The 17,112-nt window shown below is 59.6% G+C and carries 12 protein-coding genes and 1 pseudogene; 4 read left to right on the top strand and 9 right to left on the bottom strand.

Features of this window, described 5'->3' with window-relative positions; genetic code table 11:
* The coding region (locus CINSTRO3249_RS04300) for an IS1 family transposase (RefSeq protein WP_143146886.1) at positions 1-170 on the bottom strand (170 nt) is incomplete at its 3' end.
* Between the two features lie 383 nt (positions 171-553).
* On the opposite strand from CINSTRO3249_RS04300, the gene robA reads away from it, so the two are divergent.
* Positions 554-1,483: an MDR efflux pump AcrAB transcriptional activator RobA gene (gene robA, locus CINSTRO3249_RS04295; protein WP_074012333.1), complete on the top strand. Its 930-nt coding sequence runs from the start codon at positions 554-556 to the stop codon at positions 1,481-1,483.
* A 22-nt stretch (positions 1,484-1,505) separates the two neighbouring features.
* Here the strand turns inward: robA and CINSTRO3249_RS17110 are convergent, their stop codons facing one another.
* From CINSTRO3249_RS17110 to CINSTRO3249_RS04265, 7 genes are all read right to left on the bottom strand, one after another.
* Complete coding sequence (locus CINSTRO3249_RS17110) at positions 1,506-1,667, bottom strand: hypothetical protein (RefSeq protein WP_174249725.1); 162 nt, start codon at positions 1,665-1,667, stop codon at positions 1,506-1,508.
* Positions 1,668-1,722: 55 nt separating this feature from the next.
* Positions 1,723-1,977: a hypothetical protein gene (locus tag CINSTRO3249_RS04290; protein WP_125933114.1), complete on the bottom strand. Its 255-nt coding sequence runs from the start codon at positions 1,975-1,977 to the stop codon at positions 1,723-1,725.
* 376 nt (positions 1,978-2,353) lie between these two features.
* Positions 2,354-2,710 (bottom strand): fumarate reductase subunit FrdD, encoded by a 357-nt coding sequence (frdD, locus tag CINSTRO3249_RS04285; RefSeq protein ID WP_074012331.1) that lies wholly within the window; start codon positions 2,708-2,710, stop codon positions 2,354-2,356.
* Between the two features lie 13 nt (positions 2,711-2,723).
* Positions 2,724-3,125, bottom strand: coding sequence for a fumarate reductase subunit FrdC (gene frdC, locus CINSTRO3249_RS04280; RefSeq protein WP_074012330.1), 402 nt, complete (start codon positions 3,123-3,125; stop codon positions 2,724-2,726).
* Positions 3,126-3,128: 3 nt separating this feature from the next.
* Positions 3,129-3,869, bottom strand: coding sequence for a succinate dehydrogenase/fumarate reductase iron-sulfur subunit (locus CINSTRO3249_RS04275; RefSeq protein ID WP_074012329.1), 741 nt, complete (start codon positions 3,867-3,869; stop codon positions 3,129-3,131).
* Positions 3,862-5,658, bottom strand: a complete 1,797-nt coding sequence (gene frdA / locus CINSTRO3249_RS04270) for a fumarate reductase (quinol) flavoprotein subunit (RefSeq protein WP_074012328.1) — start codon at positions 5,656-5,658, stop codon at positions 3,862-3,864. The genes CINSTRO3249_RS04275 and frdA overlap by 8 nt, the downstream gene beginning before the upstream one ends.
* A 66-nt stretch (positions 5,659-5,724) precedes the next feature.
* Entirely contained in the window at positions 5,725-7,182 is a 1,458-nt protein-coding gene (locus tag CINSTRO3249_RS04265; protein ID WP_074012327.1) for a DASS family sodium-coupled anion symporter, read from the bottom strand.
* Positions 7,183-7,623: 441 nt separating this feature from the next.
* Here CINSTRO3249_RS04265 and CINSTRO3249_RS04260 point away from each other — a divergent pair, with 441 nt between their 5' ends.
* From CINSTRO3249_RS04260 to CINSTRO3249_RS04245, 3 genes and pseudogenes are all read left to right on the top strand, one after another.
* Positions 7,624-8,871, top strand: coding sequence for a nitrate- and nitrite sensing domain-containing protein (locus CINSTRO3249_RS04260; RefSeq protein ID WP_074012326.1), 1,248 nt, complete (start codon positions 7,624-7,626; stop codon positions 8,869-8,871).
* 385 nt (positions 8,872-9,256) lie between these two features.
* Positions 9,257-13,339, top strand: a pseudogene (nirB, locus tag CINSTRO3249_RS04250) (nitrite reductase large subunit NirB).
* Entirely contained in the window at positions 13,336-15,741 is a 2,406-nt protein-coding gene (locus CINSTRO3249_RS04245) for a molybdopterin oxidoreductase family protein (protein ID WP_074012324.1), read from the top strand. The pseudogene nirB and the gene CINSTRO3249_RS04245 overlap by 4 nt, the downstream one beginning before the upstream one ends.
* Before the next feature lie 11 nt (positions 15,742-15,752).
* Here the strand turns inward: CINSTRO3249_RS04245 and CINSTRO3249_RS04240 are convergent.
* Positions 15,753-17,112 (bottom strand): flagellar biosynthesis protein FlhF (locus tag CINSTRO3249_RS04240; protein WP_254304262.1); only part of this gene is annotated, 1,360 nt, incomplete at its 5' end.

The following is a 17,112-nucleotide window of genomic DNA, read 5'->3' as shown; positions in this document are numbered from 1 at the left end:
TCAACGATCTGCTCTTTAACTCCCGGCTTTCGCGCTTCATAGCGGTAGGTAAGCTGGAATACACGGTGACAGCACTGACACCGGAAGCGTTCGCGCTTAGTTGGACTAAGGCCATGTCGATAAATTTCATCTGAATGGCAGCGAGGACAATGAACAGAAACTGTAACCACGTGGAAACCTCAAATAGAGGCAGAATATCACAAAAGTCAACTATTTGAAGGCATTACCAACAATTTATCACAGTCAACAACAAACATATATTCCCTGACATCACATCGTGCATTCTTAAGCCAGACGGCATTATGCTGTGGCGGGTCGCGGTTATTCAGGTTTATTTTCGGCACAAATTGTCATTAACCGCATTCAGGGTTAACTTAAAATGTCCAGTAAATGTTTAGTTGCAGAAAAGTTACATAATGCAAATATTTCATGCCAATAGTTTCATTGAGTTATTATTAGCTTAAGTGTTATAAAGCTTCCGGCGATCTCAGTGGATTCATGAGCGGATGCGGTGGGATAACATCAAAACTTGCAAGGAACCTGAGGGTATTGTATGGATCAGGCCGGTATTATCCAAGATTTGTTGAGCTGGCTGGAAGGGCATCTCGACACGCCGTTGTCGCTGGATAGGGTGGCTGAGCGCTCGGGTTATTCCAAGTGGCATTTGCAGCGTAAATTCAAGCTGGCGACCGGGCAGGCAATTGGCGCCTATATTCGGGCCCGGCGGCTCTCCCGGGCCGCGCTGGCGTTGCGGCTTACCAGCCGCTCAGTAGCGGATATCGCACTGCAATACGGTTTCGATTCGCAACAGACTTTCACCCGCGCATTCAAAAAACAGTTTATCCAGACGCCGGCGCTGTATCGCCGTTCGCGCAAATGGCATTTCTCGGGCATGCATCCGCCATATCGTTTCGATAGCCGGCCTTTGCCCCAGGCGGAATTCGTTACACTGCCGGCGATGACGCTTATCGGCACGTCGCAAAGCTATACTTGCACGCTAGAGCAGCTGAGCGAATATCGCACCAATTTGCGTACGCATTTCTGGCGCCAATTCCTGGCCGCAACGCCTACGAAACCGCCGGTGCTATACGGTCTGTGCGCTACCCAGGCAGTCAAGGCGCGAGAAGATCGCCAAGAAGTGTTGTACACCACGGCGATAGAGCCGCAATACCTGACCGACGGCATGCGTCAGGGTCAGCCGATAACGCTTGAGGCCGGCGAATATGTTCAGTTTACCTATCGGGGACCGAAGCCGGGACTGCAAAATTTCATTCTGGACGTTTATGGCCATTGTTTGCCGATGATGAAACTGATTCGCCGTGAGGGCGCCGATATTGAACGGTTCCGCCTGGCGGCTTCCGAGGCGCAAGACGAGGCTTCGGCAACGTTTTTATGCGATTACCTGATCCCTATCCTGCGCGACGAGCAGAGCGTACAGCAGCCGGTGACGCTGCCGCTAAGCCTGGGAATGTGCCCGGGTTGATGGCCGCCCGGGGGCGGGGGTTTTAGCTGAGCAGAAACAGTCCTAAGGGTAGTAGGGTCAGATAACTCCACACGCAGAGGAAAACCCACGGCGCGTGGCGGGGAAACAGGACGCCCTGACGGAAGTATTTCCAGGCCGCGCCGGGGTAGGCGGTGGCGTTCCGCAAGATAGAGATCGTAATCACCCAGTTCCTGGCGCTCGAACAACAGGCGATCCTGGCACTCCTGCCACCCCTTAAGTTAGGCATAGGCGGAGCGTATGCCGGGCCAGGCCTGGAAAATAAGCACCAATGCCAACACGCCGAGGAAGGGCGGAAACAATAGCGTAAAAGGGTTGTTCCACCTGCCGACCAGCGAACTTATCGAGGTGGCGTAGGCAATAACCAGAAATGATTGTGATGCGATGAAAGCATTAAGCCTGCCGGAGAGTAAGCCACTTTGCCACTGTATTTCGCTGCGATAAAACCTGAGCAGATCTTCATCCCGTTGGGCCACCAAACGCTCCTTAATGACTTGCCAGTTATTCACATGTAGGACGCGCGCGGTCACTCTCCGCGACGCGTTTGTGCCGTACGCCAGCTTACGCCGTTGCACCCGTCTAGCATTAGTCGGGGCGAATCCGGCGTTATGCGCCAAGGCGTTGCCGGGCGTAAAAGGTCAGTATAGTCATCAAAAGGCGAGAAGGTGAACGGTAGCCGCCGTCGTCCGCTGAGCGACCCGGGGATCGCCCGCGCTCGCGGCGCCGGCCATGGGAAGGCGTGCGTTGTGGCTGGCTGGCGCAGGCGAAGCTCTCGGCGGTGACACGCTGACGCGCATACCGCGATGGGATTGCGCGGCGGCAGACTGCCGGGTGCGTCTCGCGCGCGCCACGCTAAATCCGCACGATGGCTACCAGCGCCGCCAGGCTGAGAATTGCCGCCAAACCATAACAGATGAGTTTATCCGACGGCGGCGCCATTTTCAGGTCGTGCAATGAATGATGCAGCCGGTGGAAACCGCTCCAGAGCGGCAAAATGACCATCAGCAGAAGAAAGATCTTCCCGGGCCAACTCTGGGCAAAGGCCAGCATGCGCGGATAATCCAGGGTGCCGCCGGGATAGAGACCGAGCGGCAGCAGCAGTGTCACGAGCAGCAGCATCACCGGTGCGACGATCGCGGTCCACATGCCGCCGGCGCCAAACAGCCCCCAGAAAATCGGTTCGTTACTGCGTCTTGGCGTTGATTTCACGAAGTATCTCCCGTCAATAAAAATAAGCGCAAGCGAGCAGCGCCAGGCTAAACAGGGCGGTGACGACCCACAGACCCGTCACGATCGGCTGTGGTGGCAATTTATGATCGCCCACCACAATAATGCTGGCTTTCGGCGCCAACTGAAACCAGGTCACGGTGTGCAGCAGCGCCGCCAGCAGCGAGACGATATTTAGCACTAGCACCAGCGGGTGCTGTAAAAAAGCGACAAACCGCGCCCAGTCCGCTTCGCCGCCGTTGAACATCACGGCGCCGCCGATAAGCTCCAGACTAAACCAGATTGCCGGTATCGCCGTCGCTTCGCGCAGCATGTAAAAGCGGTAGAAACCCAGGTGGCGCCACCAACTGCCGGTCATCGGCGGCGTGTAAGGTCTGCGTTTGGTTGCATTGATCATGGGTCAGTCTCCCTGCGGGGTGAGGGTGGCAATCAGGTAATCTTTGCTGCTGGCCACTTTGCCCTGCTGAATGGCCGCGGCGGGATCGACGTGCTTCGGGCAAACCTCCGAGCAGTAGCCGACGAAGGTGCAGCGCCACACGCCATTTTCGCCGTTGAGCTGCGCCATGCGTTGACGCTGGCCCTTATCGCGGCTATCCAGATTGTAGCGATGGGCGAGGGTGATCGCCGCCGGCCCGATAAATTCCGGATTAAGCCCGAATTGCGGGCAGGCGGCATAGCACAGTCCGCAGTTAATGCAGCCGGCGAATTGATGATATTTTGCCATCTGCGCCGGTGTTTGCACGTTGGCGCCCTGTTCCGGCGTGCGGTTGTTGCCAATAATCCAGGGCTGGATAGCTAATAAACTTTCCATAAAGGCGCTCATATCCACCACCAGATCGCGCTCGATAGGGAAATTCGCCAGCGCCCGTATCTTCAGGCCGTGCTGGAAATCGCGCAGGAAGGTTTTGCAGGCCAGCCGGGGGACGTCGTTAACCATCATGCCGCAGGAGCCGCATATCGCCATCCGGCACGACCAGCGGAATGTCAAATCCGCCGCCAGATGATCCTTGATATAGCCCAACGCGTCGAGCAGCGACGTTTGTTCGTCCCAGGGTACCGGATAGCTCTCCCAGTGCGGAGCGCGATCTTTTTCGGGGTCGTAACGTTGGATTTGTACCGTCAACGGGTGCTTGTCAGCCATGGTTGGCCTCCTTACTCGCGGTGGCCGGCGCTTCCGCCTCGCTGCCGTAAACCCGCTTGGCGGGGGGTAGGGTAGTGATTTTCACGTCGCTGTAATCCAGCCGGACGCCGCCGTCAGGGGTGGCGTACGCCAACGTATGTTTCAGGAAATTGACATCGTCGCGGGCGGTGCAACCTTCATCGAGACGCTGATGCGCGCCGCGAGATTCCCGGCGGTGAAAGGCCGAATGCGCCATACATTCCGCCACGTTCAGACCGTGCTGCAACTCCAGGGTATACAACAGGTCGGTATTGAAGACGCTACTGGTATCCTGTATCCGCACCCGTTTGAACCGGTCTTTCAGCTCGGCAAGTTTATCGATGGTTTTTTGCATTAATTCAGGAGTGCGATAAATACCGCAGCCTTCCTCCATGCTCAGGCCCATTTCGTCGCGCAGCGTGCTCCAGGTTTCGGTGCCTTCCTGGCGCTGCAGCGAGCGCAACCGCTCGGCGATATCGCGCGCCAGCCCGTCGAGCGCCGCGCCGTTGGCGGGCGCACTCTGCCGCGCGCGTAACGCCGCTTGTTCACCGGCGATGCGGCCGAAAACCACCAGCTCCGCCAGCGAGTTGGAGCCCAGCCGGTTAGCGCCGTGCAGACCGACCGAGGAGCATTCCCCGACCGCGTACAGCCCTTTCACCCGGGTCTCGCACAGCGCGTCGGTTTCAATGCCGCCCATGGTGTAATGGGCGGTGGGGCGCACCGGGATCGGCTCATTGACCGGATCGACCCCCACATAGGCTTTGGCCAGCTCGCAGATAAACGGCAGCCGCTCTTGCAGCTTTTTGGCCCCCAGATGACGCAGATCCAAATGCACCACGTCGCCACGCGGGGTGGCGATAGTGCGCCCGGCGCGCCACTCGTGCCAGAAGGCCTGCGAGAGTTTATCGCGCGGGCCGAGCTCCATGTATTTGTTCTTCGGCTCGCCCAGCGGGGTTTCCGGCCCCATGCCATAGTCCTGTAGATAGCGATAGCCGTCTTTGTTAACCATGATGCCGCCTTCGCCGCGGCAGCCTTCGGTAATCAAGATACCCGAACCCGGCAGGCCGGTCGGATGGTACTGCACGAATTCCATATCGCGCAGGGGAACGCCATGGTGCAGGGCCATACCCATACCGTCGCCGGTGACGATACCGCCGTTGGTGTTGAACCGGTACACGCGGCCGGCGCCGCCGGTTGCCAGGATCACGGCGTTGGCGCGAAATTGCACCAGCTGGCCTTCCATCATGTTGATAGCCACCAGCCCACGCGCCTGGCCGTCGTCAACCAGTAGATCCAGTACGAAATACTCATCGAAGCGCTGGATCTGCGGAAATTGCAGCGAGGTCTGAAACAGCGTGTGCAGCAGGTGAAAGCCGGTTTTATCGGCGGCAAACCAGGTGCGCTCGATTTTCATCCCGCCGAAGCGGCGGACGTTGACGGTGCCGTCGGCCTTGCGGCTCCAGGGGCAGCCCCACTGCTCCAGTTGAATCATCTCCCGCGGGCAGTCGCGTACGAAGGTATCGACCACGTCCTGTTCACACAGCCAGTCGCCGCCGGACACCGTATCGTGAAAATGTTCGGCAAAACTGTCGTGATCCTGAGTGACGGCCGCGGCCCCGCCCTCGGCGGCCACGCTGTGGCTGCGCATGGGATAGACTTTGGATATCAGGGCAATCTTGAGCAGAGGCTCCGCCTGTGCCACGGCGATGGCGGCGCGCAGTCCCGCCCCGCCGGCGCCGATGATAGCGATATCGCAATTAATGACCGACATAGCGTTCTCCATTGCTAAGTAAAATAATGCTCACATTTAAATCGGGCGCTGTGGCCACCCGCGGCCTCACGCCACCATAACTATCCACGGGTAGCCGATGACCAGCAGCAGTACCAGGAAAATCGCGCCAAATATGGTGCCCAGCCGCCAATAATCGGCGGTCGGAAGGTAGCCGCTGCCGTAATAAATCGGACTGGGGCCGGTACCGTACGGGGTGATAATCCCCATAATCCCCAGCGACGTGACCAGCAACAGGCAAAAAACCATCATATTGATCCCCGGGATCGCGGCGCCTATCGCCAGCACCGCCGGTAACAGCGCGGTGGTGTGCGCGGTGGTGTGCGCGGTGGTACTGGCAAACAGGTAGTGCAACAGGTAGAACGCCAGCACCAGCGTGGCCTGCACCGGACCGATACCGCTGAGCATCTGCGCTCCCAGTTTGCCCAGCCAGGCGATAAAGCCGACGTCGGACAAACCTGCTGCCAGCGTCACCAGCGTGGCGAACCAGACAAAGGTGTTCCACGCCGGTTTATTGCCGGTGATATCGCTCCAGTCCAGCACGCCGCTTAGAAGCATCAGCACCACGACCATCAACCCTGCCACCGCCGGTTCGATAAACGCGGTGGCGAAAATCCAGCATAACAGCGCCAGACAGACAAAAATCAGTAGCAGGATCTCTTTACGCGAAAGCGCACCCAATTTTTGCAGCTCGCTTTCCGCCCAGCGCGGCACCTCGGCATTTTCTTTTACGCCGGGCGGATAAAGCCAATAGGCCAGCAACGGTAATGACAGCAGCAGCAAAATTCCCAGCGGTAAAAACGCCAAAAACCAGGTGCCCCAGGAAATAGTGATGCCGACCAGGTTTTTCACCAACGCCAGCGCCAGCAAATTGGGCGCCAGCGCCGATAAAAACATCGAGCTGGTAATACAGGTGGCGGTGATGGCGACCCACATCAGATACGAGCCAATCAGCCTGGCGCTCGGGTCGTTGGGTTTCGAGCCGTACAGCGGCGGCAGGTTAGAGATGATAGGATAAAGCGTACCGCCGCTGCGGGCGGTATTGGACGGCGTAAACGGCGCCAGCAGCAGATCGGCAAAGGCAATCGCATAGCCGAGCGTCAGGGTACGCCGGCCAAGGTATTTGACCAGCAGTAAGGCCAACCGGCGGCCAAACCGCGTTTTCTCATAGCCGGCGGCGAACATGAAGGCGCTGAAAATCAGCCAGACCGTGGAATTGCTAAAGCCCGACACCGCCCATTTGAAACTCATGGCGGGGAGATTGAAATTAGCCGCCGCCTGTTGTTCCGGGCTAAACAGCAGCCATTCGCTGCCCAGGGTGATGATGACTACCGCGGTCAGCCCCACCACGGCGCCGGGCAGAGGTTCAAGAATCAATCCGACGATGGCGCCGGCGAAGACGGCAAAAAAGTGCCAGGCATAGGGTGCCAGACCTTCCGGCGTGGGTAGGCAGAGTAATACCAAGGTGATAAGCAGCGGAAGAAACAGCGATATGCGATGTTTCATTTTCCCTCCTGAGTCGCGCTTTTGTTATGAGTTTCTTAACTCGCCCTCTTGAGGAAAAGCGGTTAAGTTTGTCGTTAACGTCCGGCAGTAACCCTTGGCGAAAAGTCGCAACATGTCTATCAGTAACGCAGTGATTAACTGTTTGAATTTAATTTAGTAATTTGATAGTTATGTTGTTTGAAATTTAAACCTCAGAAATCGTATGGATTGATATGTTCATAATGGGGCTTTCCCGACCGTAGCGGTTGATCTCGATCAACAAAGGCAGGAACAGCCCACGCGCCAATGGCGCTAATTTAGCAATTTTTGCGCTACCTCAACTTTGGGCCGAGCGGAAGAGGGGCAGAACAATCCCTTGCTACCGCAGTAGCCGATCGCAGGGTAAAATAGTCTATTATCCCGTTGGTGAACCGCCGGTCGCCGCAGCCGTAAGAGACAACTATGAAATCCGTCACCCCCAGCGCCCGCCACTTTAGCGAACTCGCCCGCGCAACGGCGATTGCCGAACTCAACGGGCTCCTGCAGACCGGTCGATTGATTAATCGTGTCAGCCAACTGATTGACGCGCTCCAGCTGGAGCGCGGGACGTCGAATATCTGGCTGAGCAGCGGTGGCAGGCTGTTTGACCGCGAGCGTGGCGCACGCACCCGCCACGCGCTACAGGCCCGGCAAGAGGCGGATATCGAGCTGGCCGCGCTGGCCCAGCGCCCTGCGCAAAGCGGCGGCGCCCGCCTGTTCCACCGCGCCGCCCGCGCGCTGACCGCGTTGGAGACATTGCCGGCGTTACGCGAAGGTATTTGCCGCCAAACGATCGCTGCGCCGGCGGCAATGTCGGCTTTCACGGCGGTTATCCGCCAACTGTTGAGCCTGATTTTCGATGCGGCCGATGCCGCGACGGAACCTGCGGTATCCCGGGCGATGATCGCGTTGTTCAGTTTCATGCAGGGCAAAGAGCTGGCGGGGCAGGAGCGGGCGCTGGGCGCGGCGGGTTTCGCCCGTGGGACGTTCGATGACGCTGAGCGTCAGCAGCTGACGACGCTTATCGAGGGCCAAAGCCGGTGTTTCGCCACCTTCAGCCAGTTTGCCGCTGAAGACGTGCTGGGGCGCTGGACGGCGCAGCGCTTCGATAACGCCGAGTTTGAACGGCTGCGCCGTATCGCCTGCACCCAGTCGCGTCCTGAGATAGCCGGCGAGGAAAGCGCGTTGCGTTGGTTTGCCCTACATACCCGGCGCATGAACGACCTCAAACAGGTCCAGTCCGCCCTGGAAGCGGCGCTGATGGACAGCTGCCGGGTCGCTATTTCCCAGGCTGAACAGCAAGAGACGTCGCCGGTGGACGCGGCCGCCGCACCCGAGGATGGCGCCTTCCAGATAGTTATCTCGCCGCTGGAGGAAACCCCCTCGGCGGCGCTGCCCCCCGATTTTTTAAGCCCGCAGCTGAGTCGCTCGGTGCTGTCGCTGGCGCAGCAGCAATCCTTACGGCTTCAGCAGTTGGGGCAAGAGCTGGCTACGCTGCGCGCCGGTTTGGAGGAGCGCAAAATCATCGACAAGGCGAAGGCCTTGCTCATCCGCCAGCGCAAGCTGTCCGAAGAGCAGGCCTATCAGACCCTGCGCACCCTGGCGATGAACCAGAACAAGCGGGTGGTGGACATCGCCGCCGCCCTGCTGGCTATCGCCGATGTACTGTAAAGCTAAATCGTATCAGTCCTCCATTTGTTCTTAATCAATAAACCATTGCTGAAGATGTGGGATCATCACCCCATGAAACATGCCGCACGGGCCTAAATTGGCGCACCGTCGGCGTGCAACTCTGTTCAGGAAGACCCCGGCGGCGCGCACTTAACGTGCATCTGTAAACGTATCCACCCCCGGTGGGGCGCGAAGACGCGCTGGCACAAGTTTTGCTTACTGACATATTCACCGGAGTCGGCCAACGGCGGTCGACTCCGGTTAACGGGATAAAGGCGTCCATCGGTCTGCTGCAAGGCGGGCTGCTGGGCGCTTTTTTTTGTTTTTTTTCCGGCGCAAAGACGGCGACGTCACCCGCGCCGAAGGCCTTAAGCGAGGTTGAAAGATGAAGCCGCATCTGGTGGTAGCCGGCAACGGAATGGCCGGTATGCGGGTGGTGGAAACCCTGTGTCGATTAGTACCGGATAACTTCCATATCACGGTCATCGGGCGTGAACCGCGTGAAAACTATAACCGCATATTGCTTTCGCCGGTGTTGGGCGGGGAGAAGACCTTTGACCAGACGGTGCTGCATCCGCGCGAGTGGTACCGCGACCACCATGTCCGGCTGTTGACGGACGAAACGATAACCAGCATCGATGCCGGGCGGCGCACGCTGATGACCTCCGCGCGTGAGTTGAGCTGGCAACAGCTGGTGCTGGCGACCGGTGCCCGACCGGTTCCCGACCGGTAATGCCGCCGGTGCCGGGTATCGACTTGCCCCATGTGGGCGGGTTTCGCACGCTGGATGATGTGCAGCATATGCTGGCGGTTGACGGGCCGGTGGTGGTATTGGGCGGCGGGCTGTTGGGGATCGAAGCGGCCGCCGCACTGCGTCGCCGCGGTCGGCAGGTGACGCTGGTGCATTTGATGGACCGGTTAATGGAACGGCAGTTGGACGCCGTTGCCGCCCGGGCATTGTTGGATTCATTGAATGAGCGCGGTATCGACTGCCGGCTCAATACCACGCTAGCGCGCATCGATGCCGACAGCGTATTGACCAGTCAGGGCGAGCGGCTGCCGGCGATGCGGGTGGTGATAGCGATTGGTGTAGCGCCGGAAGCAGGACTGGCGCAGGCGGCGGGCCTGGCATGTGGACGCGGCATCATCACCGACGGCCAGCTACGGACCTCGGACGCGGCCATCAGCGCGGTAGGCGAATGCTGCGAAATTGATGGCAATACCTTCGGCCTGCTGGCGCCCTGCCTGGCGCAGGCGGAGGTGCTGGCGCAGCGGCTGGCGGGACGCCCGGTGGCGGATTTTCAACTAACGGACGCCGGCACGCGGCTTAAGGTTACCGGTATTGAGGTGTTCAGCGCCGGCGATATCGACCCGTTGCCCGGCGATGCGCTGTATAGCGCCCAGGATCCCGACACCGGCCATTATCGCCGCCTGCTGGTGCGCGACCAACGCCTGACGGGAGTATTGCTGTATGGCGATACCGCTCACGCCGGCGGCTATTTACAACGCATGCAGGACGCGACGCCCGTCGACAGCGACCTGCTGTTTTCACCTGATAATCTTCAAACGCCGCGCGCAGCGGCAGGACGGCAAACAATGAGCAAACCGACATTAGTGGTGATTGGCCATGGCATGGTGGGCCAGCATTTTCTGGAGCAGATGGCCCGTGAGGGACTCGCCGCGCAATATCACATCGTGGTGTTCGGCGACGAGCCGGTAGAGGCTTATGATCGCGTGCACTTGACCGACTATTTCGCCGGCCGCGATGCTCAGGCACTGTCGCTGGTGAAACCGGGCTTTATGGCGGAGCACGGCATCGATTTGCGTACGGGCAGCCGGATTGTCGCCATCGATCGCAAGCGGCGCTGCGTGCGGGACGACGCCGGGCATGAAACGGCCTATGACCGGCTTATCATTGCCACCGGTTCGCAGGCGTTTGTGCCGCCTATCCCGGGCCATGACAGCGACGGCTGCTTTGTTTATCGCACCCTGGCGGATTTGGACGCTATTGCCGCTCGGGCCAAAAACGCCCGCCGCGGTGTGGTCATCGGCGGCGGGCTGCTGGGGCTGGAGGCGGAGGCCGCCAACGCCTTGCGTAAGCTGGGGCTGGAAACCCACGTGGTGGAGTTCGCCCCGCGTTTGATGGCGGTGCAGCTCGATGACGGCGGCGCGCGGTTGTTGCGCGACAAAATCGAACAGCTCGGTGTCAGGGTCCATACCGGCGCCGTCACCCGGCAAATCGCCCCGGGGCAGGATGGCGGGCTGCGCCTGAACTTTGCCGGCGGTGACACACTGGACACCGATCTGGTGGTGTTCTCCGCCGGTATCCGCCCGCGGGATCAGTTGGCACGCGACAGTGGGCTGGCCCTGGGCGAGCGGGGCGGCATCCTTATCGACGATCGCTGTCAGACCAGCGACCCCGCCATTGGCGCGATTGGCGAGTGCGCCGCCTGGCAGGGACAGCTGTTTGGCCTGGTGGCGCCCGGCTATCACATGGCGCGGGTGGCGGCATCGGGGCTGACCGGCGAGCAGATGCTGTTCACCGGCGCCGATATGAGCACCAAACTAAAATTGCTGGGGGTCGATGTGGCCTCCATCTGCGATGCGCTCGGCGAAACGGCGGGCTGCCAAAGCTACACCTGGTCCGACGGCCCGGCGCAAGTGTATAAAAAATTGGTGGTCTCGGAGGATGGGCAGCGGCTGCTGGGGGCGGTGCTGGTCGGTGATTGCGCCGATTATGCCACCCTGCTGCAATATAAACTCAACGCCATGGCGCTGCCCGCCAGCCCGCAAAGCCTGATTTTGCCGGCGCGGTCCGGCGATGAAACCAAGGCATTAGGCGTCGCGGCGCTGCCCGATAGCGCGCAGATTTGCTCCTGCCTCAACGTTAGCAAAGCCGATATCCGCGCCGCCGTGCGCGCGGGTGCGACCGATATGGCGGCGCTGAAAGCCGCCACCGGCGCCGCGACCGGCTGCGGCGGCTGCGCCGCCCTGGTGAAGCAGGTGATGGACTATCAATTGGCCGAACAGGGCGTCGCCATCAGCAAGGATATCTGCGAGCATTTCCCCTGGTCGCGTCAGGCCTTGTACGATCTAATCCGCGTAAACCAAATCCGCAGTTTTGACGCCCTGATTGAGCAATACGGTAAAGGCCACGGCTGTGAGGTGTGCAAACCGCTGGTCGGTTCACTGCTGGCTTCTTGCTGGAACGAGTATATTCTCGACCCGCGCCACCTGCCGCTGCAAGACACCAACGATCGTTACCTGGCGAACATGCAAAAAGACGGCACCTATTCGGTGGTGCCGCGCATTGCCGCCGGCGAAATCACGCCGGCGGGGCTTATCGCTATCGGCGAGGTCGCTCAGGAGTTTAATCTTTACAGTAAGATAACCGGCGGTCAGCGCATCGATTTGTTCGGCGCCCGGCTGGAGCAGTTGCCGGCCATCTGGCGCCGTTTAATCGATGCGGGATTCGAGACCGGCCACGCCTACGGCAAATCCCTGCGCACGGTGAAATCCTGTGTCGGCTCCACCTGGTGCCGCTATGGCGTTCAGGACTCCACCGCGCTGGCGATCGCGCTGGAGGATCGCTACAAAGGGCTACGCAGCCCGCACAAAATCAAGATGGCGGTCTCCGGCTGTACGCGCGAATGCGCCGAGGCGCAAAGTAAGGATATCGGGGTTATCGCCACCGAGAAAGGATGGAATCTGTATGTCTGCGGCAACGGCGGCATGAAACCGCGCCATGCGGATTTGTTTGCCAGCGATCTGGACCGCGACACGCTTATCCGCACCATCGACCGGGTGCTGATGTTTTATATCCGCACCGCCGACCGCCTACAGCGCACCAGCAGCTGGCTCGACAATATGGAAGGGGGGCTGGCATACCTGCAGGACGTCATTTTGCACGACAGTCTTGGTTTGGCCGGGACGCTTGAGCAGGAAATGGCGCAGGTGGTGGCAAGCTATCAGTGCGAATGGCGCACGACGCTGCAGCAGGCTGACCGGTTGGCGCTTTTCCGCCCCACGGTCAACAGCGACAGGCCCGATGACAACATTCAGTGGCAATCGGAGCGAGGGCAAATTCGTCCTGCCGCCGCTGCCGGCGCATGCCCGTTGGCACGAACTGTGCCGGCTGGAGGCCATTCCGCAGGGCGCCGGTATCGCCGCCCGGCTGGAGGGGCGGCAAATTGCGCTCTTCCGGCAGGGTGATTGCGTTTATGCGCTGGACAACCTCGAGCCGGACACCACTGCCAATGTATTGGCGCGGGGGATCCTGGGGGATGTGGCCGGCGAACCGGTCGTGATTTCGCCGCTCTACAAACAGCGTTTGCGGCTGCGTGACGGGGTCTGCGTGGATGACCCCCACGTCAAGGTGAATGCCTGGCCGGTGCGGATCGAAGCGGGTCACGTGCGGGTGGCGACCCGGCCACAGACCGTTGCCGATGTTGAGCCGGAGGCGGTATGACGCGCTGCACCACCTGTCCTTATTGCGGCGTAGGCTGCGGCGTGCAGGCGACGCTGCTGCCGGACGGCGGCGTAACGCTGAGCGCCGATGCGCATCATCCGGCCAATCTGGGGCGTTTATGCGTGAAAGGGGCCGCGTTAGGCGACACGCTGGGCCATGAAGGCCGGCTGCTGACGCCGCAGGTGGACGGCGCGCCGGCAGACTGGACGCACGCGTTGGACAGCGTCGCCGACCGGCTGGGGGCGATCATTCGCCGCCATGGCCCGCAAGCGGTGGCCTTTTACGCCTCGGGTCAATTACTGACCGAAGATTACTATGTCGCCAACAAATTAATGAAAGGGTTTATCGGTAGCGGCAATATCGACACTAATTCACGCCTGTGCACGGCGTCGGCGGTGGTGGGCTATAAGCGCGCCTTCGGTGCCGATGCGGTGCCGTGCTGCTATGAAGATCTGGAACAGACGCAGCTGGCGATCGTCGCCGGCTCCAACGCCGCCTGGGCGCATCCGGTGGCCTGGCAGCGGTTACTGGCCGCCCGCCAGACGCAACCAACGATGAAAATCGTGGTGATCGACCCGCGCCGTACCGCCAGCTGCGACGACGCCGATTTGCATTTACCGCTGCGACCCGGCACCGACGCGGCGTTGTTTGCCGGCTTGCTGCACTGGCTCCATCAGCAGCAAGCCCTTGATCCCCGCCTCGGGCAGCAGTTAAACGGTCTGGCGGAAACCCTTAGTGCGGCGGCGGCCTGGACCCTGCCGGCGGTAGCGGCATTTTGCGGGTTGCAGGAGGCAGATGTCCTGAGGTTTTACCAGCTGTACGCCGACAGTGAGCGGGCGTTGACGCTGTATTGCATGGGCATTAATCAATCCACCAGCGGCAGCGATAAGTGTAACGCCATCATCAACTTGCATCTCGCCAGCGGTAAAATCGGCCGCGCCGGCTGCGGGCCTTTTTCCCTGACCGGCCAGCCAAACGCCATGGGCGGTCGGGAAGTCGGCGGCCTGGCGAATCAGCTGGCCTGCCATATGGATTTTACCGACGACAACGTTGACCGGCTGCGGCGGTTCTGGCACAGCGATCGGGTCGCCTCTGAGCCGGGCCTGAAAGCGGTGGCGCTGTTCGAGGCTATCGGTCGTGGCGAGGTGAAGGCTATCTGGATCATGGGCACCAATCCGGCGGTTTCGCTGCCGGACGGACTGCGGGTGCGCCAGGCGCTGGCCGGCTGCGAGCTGGTTATCGTTTCCGACGTCAGCGCCAAGACCGATACCACCGCGCTGGCGCACATTTTGCTGCCGGCGCAGGCCTGGGGGGAAAAAGACGGCACGGTCACCAATTCCGAACGGCGTATATCCCGCCAGCGGCGTTTTTTACCCCCTGCGGGCGAGGCGCGTCCCGACTGGTGGATCCTGAGCCAGGTGGCGCAGCGGTTGGGATTTGCCAGCGCATTCGACTGGCACCATCCGGCGGCCATTTTCCGCGAACACGCCGCCTTATCGGGCTTTGAAAACACCGGCCGGCGCGCCTTCGATATCAGCGGATTGGCGACTTTGAGCGACGACGAATGGGAGCGGTTGATGCCGGTGCAGTGGCCGGTCAATGCCCGCCATCCCCAAGGACAGGCGCGCTTGTTCGGCGCGGGGCAATATTATCACCCCGACGGTAAGGCGCGGCTGATACCGATCCAGCCGCGACTGCCGGTCGCCAAAACGGCGCCGCTCTGGCCGTTGTTGCTTAACACCGGCCGCACTCGCGATCAATGGCATACCATGACCCGCACGGGGCTGGTCAGCCGGTTGATGCAACATCAGAGTGAGCCGTGGTGCGATGTGCATCCCACCGATGCGGCGCGCTTTGGCTTGGCGGAGGGGGACCTGGCGCGCATTCAGTCGGCGCAGGGCTGGGTGGTGGTGCGCTGCCGGTTGACGACGGATCAGCAGCCCGGCTGCGTGTTTGTGCCGATGCATTGGAACCGGCAATTTTGCAATAGGGCCAATATTGATCACTTGGTGGCGCCCCACACGTGTCCGCTCGCCGGCCAGCCGGAAAGTAAACAGACCGCGGTGCGTATTCAGCGCTGGGACTGCGACTGGCAGGGGGTGCTACTGGTGCGCCAGCCGCTTGACCTGGGGGAAGATGTGTGGTGGAGCCGGGTGCCCTACGGGCCGGTGACGGCCTATCGGCTGGCGGGCCGCGGCGAGGCGGCCGACTGGTTTGCCACCCTTGCCGCCGACCCTGCCTTGCGCTATCAGCAGGCGCAAACACCGGCGCGGTGGCATCGCCTCGGCTGGCGCGACGGCGCGCTGCAAATTGCCTTTTACGCCGCCCGCGGCGCGCAGCCGGTCATCGATATTCCGGCGGTGGTGGACGCCTTCAGCCGTATACCGCCACCGGAGGCATAGGTATCTACACATCAGGGAGGAGGCTTAAGAGCAACTCTCGCTAAATGAGTAAGTTCTTCCAGACTATATTCCGATAATAATTTTAGTGTATTCAACAAGATGGATAGGCCAGCGAGCAGAGCAGGAGCGCTCTCTCTGCGGCCTCGCTTTTGCTGTCGTCCTGACAAGCGACATATCAGCTGGCGGGCTGCCGCATTTTCTTCTCCTTCAGCGCGTTGCAGCCGCCATACCAGAACAGCAGCCATACTGGCTATTAACAACCTGCGTAGTACGGCTGGCGCGCTGCGCTGAAGCCATGTTTCTACGTCATGTCCGGCACCTTTCAGCAACTTAAAAAATGATTCAATATTCCAGCGCCAGTAATACCAACGAGCTACTTCCTCGCAGGTGATCTCGCTGCAAACGTTTGTAAGCAGCGTCCAGCGTCCCACCACATTACCGAGATCATCCGTAAGCCGAACAACAACCAATCTGACCGTCAGAGGCTCTCCAGGTTGGATTTTTATGCGGCGGCCGGTTTCTTTATCTTTACGCTTCTGCTGCGCAGCTCGGGTTATGACTATCGAGGTTTCACTGATTTCCATATCAGCTTTTTTCCCTTTCCAGTCTACCTGTCCGCATCCGTTGTATGGCAGAAGAGCAGCAATCTCACCAATTTTCAATGAATTACCTTGCCACTCTGCACCATGTCCTTCTTTTCCTCGGATAAGCCAGCATATTCCTTGAGTACTCAACGTCCGCATATGTCCAATAGAGTCACCCTCTCTATCAATTATATGAATCAGCTTTTTACCTATATTAAGCGATTCCACACGGGCAATATCGGTCGTCAAGGCGTCCATATGTGTCTGCCGTTCGGACAGTCCTTCCGCCAACGTTGAATGACAACCGGTTGCATCGGTAAGTGTCTGAGATAGAGGCGCTATTGGCAAACCCGTGCCAGCATCAACCAGCAAGCTGCTTTGAAGTTCATATCCAACATCGCCACCGTGCGTCATTTTTAAGCGTCCGTATTTGGCATGATGGTAAAGAAATTGTAAACGTGACCAATCATGAACAACGAGAGCGTATGGATGCGGGCTAAGCGAAATTTGCTCAAGTGCTAGCGAAATAATTGGCTCATTGAGTTGACTGAAGCTAATTCGCTTATTATTCAGAAAACGCCAGACAGCTTGGGTAGTTGCGAAAGTTGATTTTTGAGCACTTGCGAGGTCTTTAACCGCAGAAGCAAGAAGAGCCGCGGGCGTCATATGCTGTTTAACCAGCGTCTGATATCGGCGGGTAAGGCGAGAGTCAATCCCGCCAACAGATAGGTTGAAATCATTCTGCAAAGTAATAACAGGTATCACGATAAATGTGTAGATACCTATG

The organism is Candidatus Sodalis sp. SoCistrobi (assembly GCF_900143145.1).
Classification (GTDB): Bacteria; Pseudomonadota; Gammaproteobacteria; order Enterobacterales; family Enterobacteriaceae; genus SoCistrobi.
Note: the sequence above shows the minus strand (reverse complement) of the source record. Positions and strands in the feature narration are given on the sequence as shown.